The organism is Loktanella fryxellensis, from assembly GCF_900110065.1.
Lineage (GTDB): Bacteria > Pseudomonadota > Alphaproteobacteria > Rhodobacterales > Rhodobacteraceae > Loktanella > Loktanella fryxellensis.
Window position 1 is genome coordinate 19808 of sequence record NZ_FOCI01000028.1, and the last position, 8347, is coordinate 28154.

At 67.3% G+C, this 8347-nt stretch carries 6 protein-coding genes and 1 pseudogene; all 7 read left to right on the forward strand.

Going from position 1 to position 8347, the window contains the following annotated elements:
* Positions 1 to 14: 14 nt before the first annotated feature.
* On the forward strand, positions 15 to 2369 hold the full coding sequence (locus BMX16_RS15210) for a PIG-L family deacetylase (RefSeq protein ID WP_089905345.1): 2355 nt from the start codon (positions 15 to 17) through the stop codon (positions 2367 to 2369).
* A 4-nt stretch (positions 2370 to 2373) separates the two neighbouring features.
* Positions 2374 to 3273, forward strand: a complete 900-nt coding sequence (locus BMX16_RS15215; protein WP_089905347.1) for a DMT family transporter — start codon at positions 2374 to 2376, stop codon at positions 3271 to 3273.
* A gap of 80 nt (positions 3274 to 3353) precedes the next feature.
* Positions 3354 to 3599 (forward strand): annotated as a pseudogene (locus BMX16_RS18050) (IS5/IS1182 family transposase); the annotation flags it as partial.
* Between the two features lie 22 nt (positions 3600 to 3621).
* The gene (locus BMX16_RS17395) at positions 3622 to 3930 is read left to right on the forward strand and encodes a hypothetical protein (protein WP_143058063.1); all 309 of its coding nucleotides are present in this window, start codon (positions 3622 to 3624) and stop codon (positions 3928 to 3930) included.
* Between the two features lie 306 nt (positions 3931 to 4236).
* A complete protein-coding gene (fdhD, locus tag BMX16_RS15220) occupies positions 4237 to 5091 on the forward strand; it encodes a formate dehydrogenase accessory sulfurtransferase FdhD (protein WP_089905349.1) in 855 nt (284 codons plus the stop codon).
* Positions 5092 to 5188: 97 nt separating this feature from the next.
* Positions 5189 to 7495, forward strand: coding sequence for an FdhF/YdeP family oxidoreductase (locus tag BMX16_RS15225; protein WP_089905351.1), 2307 nt, complete (start codon positions 5189 to 5191; stop codon positions 7493 to 7495).
* A gap of 615 nt (positions 7496 to 8110) precedes the next feature.
* Positions 8111 to 8347 (forward strand): transposase (locus tag BMX16_RS15230; protein ID WP_177174695.1); only part of this gene is annotated, 237 nt, incomplete at its 3' end.

Genomic DNA, 8347 nt, shown 5'->3' on the forward strand with positions numbered 1-8347 from the left:
CCCCGAGGAATGCCATGACGCCCGATCAGACCCGCCTTGCCCGCCGCGAAGCCACCCCCGCCCTGATGCGCCTGTCGCGTGCGCTGTCGCGTCTGGACGGGGTGCAGACCGTGATGAACACCGGCGCGCATCCCGACGACGAACACAGTGGCCTGCTTGCGTGGCTGCGCTTCGGGCTGGGGATGCGGGTGGTCGTCGCTTGTTCCACCCGTGGCGAAGGCGGGCAGAACGCGCTGGGGCCCGAACGCGGGGGTCTGCTGGGCCTGATCCGCACCCGCGAGATGGAGGAGGCCGCCCGGGTGCTGGACTGCGACGTGGCCTGGCTTGGCTTCGGTCCGGCGGACCCGATGCATGACTTTGGATTCTCCAAGGATGGCGACGACACCTTCGCCCGCTGGGGCGCGGCGCGGGTGACCGAACGGCTGGCACGGGCCTATCGGACCTACCGCCCCGACGTGGTGCTGCCGACCTTCCTTGACGTGCCGGGCCAGCATGGCCACCACCGGGCGATGACCCGCGCCGCCGCCGAGGCGATCGCGTTGGCCGCCGATCCCACAAAGCTTACGGATCATCCGGACGGTCCCTGGACCGTCACGCACCATTACCTGCCCGCATGGTCTGGCGGCGGCGGCACCTACGACGATGCCCTGCCGCCACCGCCCGCCACGCTGCGGATCACAGCGGGTCCGCAGGACGCCGCCACCGGGGTCGCCTACGCCGAGATCGGCCAGTGGTCCCGGGCGCGTCATGCCTCGCAGGGGATGGGCCATTGGTCCGACAGCCCGCAGACGACGTGGGACCTGCACCGGGTCGGTGGCGCAGCCGAGGACCGTCTGGCCCAGTCCCTGCCCCGGTCGCTGGCCGATCTGGCCGCCCTCGCCGGTCCCGCAGGGGACGCGCTGCTGACCGCCGCCGACGGGGTCGCACAGGCCCGGATGGCATGTCCGGACCGGGGCGTGGTGCAGGATTCGCTGGCACAGGCGGACGAGGCGCTGGCCAAGGCGATTTCGACCGCGACGCCGGAGTTCCTCACGGCCCATGGTCACCGCCTGACGCGCAAGCGCCGCGAGATCGCCCATGCCCTTGCCGAGGTGGCGGGCCTGTTCCCCATCGTTGCGGCATACCCTGCGGCCCTCGTGCCCGGTGGCACCGCACGGCTGCGCGTCACCCAGCCGACACCCACCACCGCCACGAAGGTGACGGTCACACCGGTGCTGCCGCAGGGTGTCACGGGCGGGACCGTCGCGCCGGCCGGGGCCGTCGTGGATCTGGACCTGCAGGTGGCCGTCGATGCGCCCTTCACCCCGGCCTTCACCGCGGGCTTCGATCCGCTGGGCGGCAACGGGTCCGGCTGGCTCGACGTGGCGGCCACCGTCGCCGGGCGGCGCATCAGCATTTCCGTGGACCCGGAGGTCCCGCTCTGCGTCGTTCCAGCGCAGGATTTCGCCGCACACCCCAGCCAGTTCATCCGATGCACCGGCGATACCGCCAACCTGACCGCCAACGTGACCGGAACGCCAGAGATCGAGGTGCCCGCAGGATGGACACTGACGCAGGACGGCACCCGCCTGACCATCGCGCCGCCGGCCGGGACCGCGCAGGGTCTGGTCACCCTGCCCGTCTACATCGACGGGCGCGCTGCACAGGCCACCGCCACGGCGCATTATCCGCACATCGGTTCGCTGCGTCATGCCACCCCGGCCACGCTGCAGATCCTGACGCTGGATCTGGCACTGCCGCAGGGCGCGCGGATCGCCTATGTCGGATCCGGCGACAGCGTGGGCCGGTGGCTGCAGCGTCTGGGGCTGGACGTCACACTGCTGGACGACATCGCCCCGCAAGAGGACTTCTCCGCCTTCACCACCGTTCTGGTCGGCGTCGTGGCCTATGGCAACCGACCCGATCTTGCCGCCGCCACCGCACGGCTGCACGCCTTCGTCGAACGGGGCGGGCATCTGGTGACGCTCTATCAGCGACCCGACCAGGGCTGGGACGCCGATGCGACCCCGCCCCGCCCCATGACCGTCGGGACACCGTCTCTTCGCTGGCGCGTGACGGACGCTGCGGCCCAGGTCACCCTGCTGATCCCCGACCATCCGCTGCTGACCGGCCCGAACGTCATCACCGCCGCGGATTTCGAGGGCTGGGACAAGGAACGCGGGCTCTACTTCGCAGCCCGCTGGGATGAGGCCTACGTCCCGCTGCTGGCCCTGTCCGATCCCGGAGAGGCGCCGCTGCAGGGCGCGCTGGTGTCGGGCCGCATCGGTCGCGGGCGGCATACCCACACCGGGCTGGTGCTGCATCACCAGATGGACCGTCTGGTGCCGGGGGCGTTCCGGCTGATGTGCAACCTGATACAGCCTGCCTGATCCGATGCCGCCCGCCCCGGTGACCGGCACCGCCGCGCCACGGGCCCGTGACGGGGTGCTGTGGCTGGTCGCGGACATGACGCTGGTCACCGGCATGACCGTGCTGGTCAAGCTGACCGGCGCCAGCCTTGCCGCGATCCAGATCGTGTTCCTGCGGGCTGCCGTCGGGCTTCTGCTGATCCTGCCGCTGGTCTGGACCCATCGCAGGGACCTGTGGGCCATGCACGACCCCTGGCGCAATGTCCTGCGGGTCGGATGCAACGCGATCGCGCTCAGTGCGAACTTCATGGCGCTGACGGCGCTGCCCCTCGCCATGGCGAATGCCATCGGCTACCTGCGCCCCATCGTCACCATGCTGGTGGCCACCGTTCTGCTGAGCGAGCGGACGTCGCGCGTCCGCTGGGTCGGGTCGGCTGGAATCGTCTGCGGCGTCGCCATCGCGGTGGGCCCGGACCTGCAGTCCACGTCGGGCAACGTGGCCTTGGGCGGACTGGTGGCGGCGCTGGCCGCCGTGCTGTTCGGATCGCTGGCGGTGGTGCAGACCCGCGCCCTGCGCCGCGAAAGCCCCACGGTGATGATGCTGTTCTACACCCTCGGGCTGACCGTGCTGACGGCGGGCCCGGCCATCGCCGTCTGGCAGCCGGTGACCCCGGCGGACTGGCCCGCCCTGATCGCGATCGGTGCCTTGGGACAAGCCGGGCAGTACTGCTTCCTGCGGGCCTACCGCGCGCAGGAGGCGACGGTCCTCGCCCCCATTTCCTACGGTTCGATCCTGTTCGCCACAGCCGCGGGGTGGATCTTCTTCGCCGACCGCCCCTCGGTCCACCTGATCGGAGGGGCTGTGGTCATCCTTGTCTGCCTGCTCTGGATCTGGCGGCTGGACCGCCCAGCAATCAGGCTCTGACCTCCTTCCCTCTCCTGTCTTTGAAAGTCAGCGATGATCGTTGTGATGGATCCCGCCGCCGCTGCAGCCAGTACCGCGCCGCCGGAGCGGCGGCGCCAAACGACGCCTTGGGCACGGCCACATATCTTGGCCGTGCGCTCTGGCGACGATGGAGCGGATAACAACGCCAAAGCCGCGTCGACACGAAGGTGCTTGGTGGGAAACTGTCGGGCCCGCGCCTTACGGCACGAGACTTCGACCGTCAGGTCGTCAAAGTCGAGGTCCGCACCGCCGCCCTGAACGGCTGCCGCGCCCTCGGCCTACCCGTCAGGGACGCTGCAAGATAGGTCCGTCCGGGATAGGGGAGCCGTGGCCATCACCCGAGCCGAGCAACAGAGCGATCAGGGCAGTCGCATGCTGCGGGACATTGCCCTTGGACAGGTCGCCATAACCTTCTGTCGTCCCGATCCGCGACGGCCCGTCAGTCAGCCACCGGTCTCGGCGAGGATTTTCCCGCAGTCGCAGCGCCGCAACCCTGACGCCGAAACCGGCCTCGACGGTCACCTGTCCTCTAAAGGACACCAGCAAAACGGCTCATACGATTTTCGCGGCCAACCCTTTTCATCGCTGTCTGCTCGTCACATTTTCCTGTCGCATTGCGATGTCGATCTATCCTGAAATTCGTTAGTTATCAGTGACTCGAAAGGCTTTTTCGACACTGTCCGATCCCTACTGTCGGAGCCGCTATCACCGTAAGTTGCGATTTTCAGCACATACCCTTCGTGTAGGTGCCATCTGGCAAAAGTGCGCCTCACATCTTTCTTGTCGATCAGTGCGAATGTCGCTCATGTGTTGCGCACGCCACATGGCTTTTGATCGACATCATTTTCGGCACGGTCTACGTCTCATGTGATCGCCTCGCTCATGGGCCTCGATCCACGGACCCTGCGGCCGTGAAATAAATGACGATGGGATCGCCACGCCATGCTGACCAGCGATGCACGCCTGAACAATGATGCACCCGCTGCTGCCCCTGCCAGCGTGCCCTGGACTGCCCATGCGATCGCCCGCGACGGGGCGCAAACCGGACCCGTGACCCGCATCCTGCCAGAGGAGACGGCCGTCGCGATCGTCTGCAACGGCACCACGGTGGCGGTGATGATGGCCACGCCGGAGGATCTGGCGGATTTCGCGACAGGCTTTGCCCTGACCGAAGGGCTGGTCGATGGACTGCACCAGATCGAAAGCCTCGACATCGTGCCGCATGGCACCGGGATCGAGGCGCGCCTGTGGCTGACAGAGGACCGGGCCGCCGCCCTGACGGATCGCCGCCGCAGCATGCTGGGGCCGGTCGGGTGCGGGCTGTGCGGGATCGACAGCCTAGAACAGGCGTTGCGACCGCTGCCGGTCCTGCCGCTGGGCGGGCCGGTCATCGCACTGGCGGACGTGCTGACGGCACCGGACGATCTGCGCCGCCACCAGCCGCTGCATGACGCGACCCGCGCCACCCACGCGGCCGCGTTCCTGCGCCCGGGCACGGGACTGGTTTGCGTGCGCGAGGACGTGGGTCGCCACAATGCGCTGGACAAGCTGATCGGCGCGCTGGCCGGCGCGGGGCTCGACCCGGCGACGGGCGCGATCGTCGTCACCAGCCGCGTGTCGGTGGACATGGTGCAAAAGACGGTGGTCGCGGGCTGCCCCGTGCTGATCGCCGTTTCGTCCCCCACGGCGCAGGCCTTGCGACTGGCGGACGCGGCGGCGCTGTGCGTGGTGGCCCACGTCAGGGACGGCGGTTGCACGATTTTCACCCACCCCGACCGCGTCGCGGACACCGCATGACGATCGGGTCGCGCAGCCAAAGTCCCGGCAGGCCCACAACCCGCTCGACTTGGGCCAGGACCGGCTTACCTGTGCGATGCAGCGACAGGACAATCCCATGACCACACCCTCCACGGCGACGACACCCTTCGATCCGACCGGGCAGGACCCCGCCCTGCCCCATGACACCCACGCCGCAGGGGGTTGGGGATCGGTGCAAAGCGTGGCGGGCCTGCTGCGCGAGGGGGGCGGCACCCGCGCCGCCGCCATGCTGCGCAGCCTGAACAAGCCGCGCGGCGTGATGTGCCCGTCCTGTGCCTGGGCCAAGTCCGCGAAACCCCATGCGTTCGAGTTCTGCGACAACGGTGCCAAGGCCACCCTGTGGGAACTGGACCCGAACCGCGCCGACGCCGATTTCTTCGCGGGCCACAGCCTGACCGAACTGCGGATGTGGCACGACCACGATCTGGAAAAGGCGGGCCGCCTGACCACGCCGCTGCGCTATGACGCCGCCACCGACCGCTACGTGCCGGTCGCATGGGACACCGCCATCGCAGAGATCGGGGCGGAACTGCGCGCCATGGACCCCGAACAGGCGGTGTTCTACGCCTCGGGTCATGCGGGGTTGGAGGCGGCCTATCTCTATGCCCTGTTCGCGCGCGCAATGGGGCACCAGAACCTGCCGCAATCGTCCAACATGTGCCACGAGACGACGTCCGTGAACCTCAAATCCATGCTGGGCACCCCCGTCGGCACCTGCACGATGGAGGATCTGGAGTCCGCCGACGCCATGTTCTTCTTCGGGCAGAACACAGGCAGCAACAGCCCGCGGTTCATGCACACGCTGAAGGCCGCGGTGCAGCGCGGCTGCCGGATCGTGACGTTCAATCCGGTGCGCGAACGGGGCCTGATCTCCTTCGTCGATCCGCAGAGCGTCGCGCAGATGACCGTCGCGCCAGCCACCGACATCTCTGAGAAATACTATCAGCTGCGCCCCGGCGGCGACATCGCCGTGATGGCGGGCCTGATGAAATGCGTGCTGGCAGCCGAGGATGCGGCACCGGGCACGGTGCTGGATCACGCCTTCATCGCTGAACACACCGAAGGGTTCGACGCCACCGTGGCCGCCGTCCGCGCGTTGGCGTGGTCCGACATCACCCGCAACGCGGGCCTGACCCAGCCGATGATAGAGGAAGCGGCGGCGATCTGGATCGGCGCGAAGCGTGTGATTGGCGTCTATGGCATGGGCCTGACGCAGCACGTCAACGGCTGGCTGAACCTCGGCATGCTGTGCAACCTGCTGCTGATGGGCGGCCACATGGGTCGGATGGGGACCGGCATCTCTCCGGTCCGGGGCCATTCCAACGTGCAGGGCCAGCGCACCGTCGGCGTGGGCGAAAAGTCGTCGCACATGCCCGCCGACAAGCTGCGCAGCCTGTTCGGGATCGAGCCGCCAACGAAGGACGGCATGAACGCCGTGCAGATGTGCGAAGGCATCGTGGACGGGCGGGTCAAGGGTCTGGTCATGCTGGGCGGCAACCTCGTGCGGGCCCTGCCCGACCGCGAAAGGATGGAGGCCGCATGGCCCGCCCTGCGCCTGACCGTCAGCATCGCCACAAAACCCAACCGCACCCACCTGACCCCCGGAAAAATCGCCTATCTGCTGCCCTGTCTGGGGCGCACGGACGAGGACGTGCAGGCGACCGGCAAACAGGCTGTGTCGATGGAGGATTCGCTGTCGCACATCTCCGGCTCCATCGGGACGGCCCCGCCGCCGGGGCCGCAGGTCTGGTCGGAAACCGCCATCGTCGCCCGGCTGGCCGCCGCCACGCTGGACCCCAACCCCGCGCTGAAGTGGGACGCATGGGCGGGCGACTACGACCTGATCCGCAACCTGATCGAACTGACCTATCCGCAGTATTTCGCCCGGTTCAACGACCGGCTGTTCACCCCCGGCGGCTTCTATCGCGGCAACCCCGCGCGCGACCGGCGGTGGGAAACGCCATCGGGCCGCGCCCAGTTCACAGTACCCACCACCCTGTCGGCGCTGGAGGCGGAGTTGCCGCAGGCCGGGGCCGCGCTGACCCTCATCACGCTGCGGTCGCATGACCAGTTCAACACCACGATCTACGGTTTCTCGGACCGCCTGCGCGGCCTGTCCGGCAGCCGAGAGATCGTGCTGATCTCACCCACCGACATCGCGCGGCTGGGCTTGCGCGACGGTCAGAAGGTGACGCTGGTCTGCGCCGTGGACGACGGGATCGACCGGCGCGTGGGCGATCTTGCGGTAACGGCGTATGACCTGCCGCCGGGCTGCGTGGCAGGCTACTACCCGGAGCTCAATCCGCTGGTGCCGCTGTCGCACCATGAAGAACGCTCTGCAACGCCCGCCTACAAGGGAACGCCGGTGCGGATCGAGGTGTGACGCCGGGCACGGGCCGTCGTCCGAAGGGATCGAGGCGTACCTGCCCGGCGCACCCGCATCTGCGCAGCAAAGACGCTGGCGGATACCGGTCGTCGGTGCACCATTGTCGCGGTCACACGAGACACGGGGCGGATGCAAGCACCTTGGTTTCGCACCCTTCGTAAGCGTTGCATGTGAACCCTGCCGTAGTGGCTTTCGGGACTGCCAATAGCACCCTATCTTGGCGCTACGCGCCAAGACTAAACGCCAAAAGATTCGAGATTTTCGGCCGATACTGGCTAGAAACACAGATTTTCTGAGATCGCTAAGAGCGATTCCCCTACTATGCCGATAGCGGCGATGGCATCGGAAAAACCTCCCAAGATCGCTCACTGGCGAGCACTATTCCGAAGCATGCCATGTCCATCCGAGTTTTTACACTGCCTCGGCCCCAAGCTGACGGTCGAAACGTGCCCACGCCGCAGCGCGTGCCCCTCCGTGCCAATAAGAGTGAGACATTTGACTGGCTAAAGTTTAGACTTGAGGGCGAAGGAGACCGAACCCATGGTAAAGAGGTGGTCGCAGGATTTCGGACCAGTTGCTAAGCTTTAGCGACTGATGAAGGACCGACCCGACATGACGAAACGCAAGCGCTATACATCTGAGTTCAAGGCGAAGGTGGCTTTGGAAGCCATCCGTGAGGAACTGACGACGGCCGAGCTGGCCAAGAAATACGACATTCATCCGACGATGATCACCGGCTGGAAGAAAGCGGCAGAGAACATGGCCGCCGCGTTTGATGGCAAGATGACAGCTGCGCCGTTGGTCTCTGATCGAGATCTGGAAAAACTTCACGCCAAAATCGGACAGCTT

Coding starts and splice junctions, on each gene's coding strand:
- fdhD (WP_089905349.1), top strand. CDS start 4,237: ATGCTGACCAGCGATGCACGCCTGAACAATGATGCACCCGCTGCTGCC.
- BMX16_RS15225 (WP_089905351.1), top strand. CDS start 5,189: ATGACCACACCCTCCACGGCGACGACACCCTTCGATCCGACCGGGCAG.
- BMX16_RS15215 (WP_089905347.1), top strand. CDS start 2,374: ATGCCGCCCGCCCCGGTGACCGGCACCGCCGCGCCACGGGCCCGTGAC.
- BMX16_RS15210 (WP_089905345.1), top strand. CDS start 15: ATGACGCCCGATCAGACCCGCCTTGCCCGCCGCGAAGCCACCCCCGCC.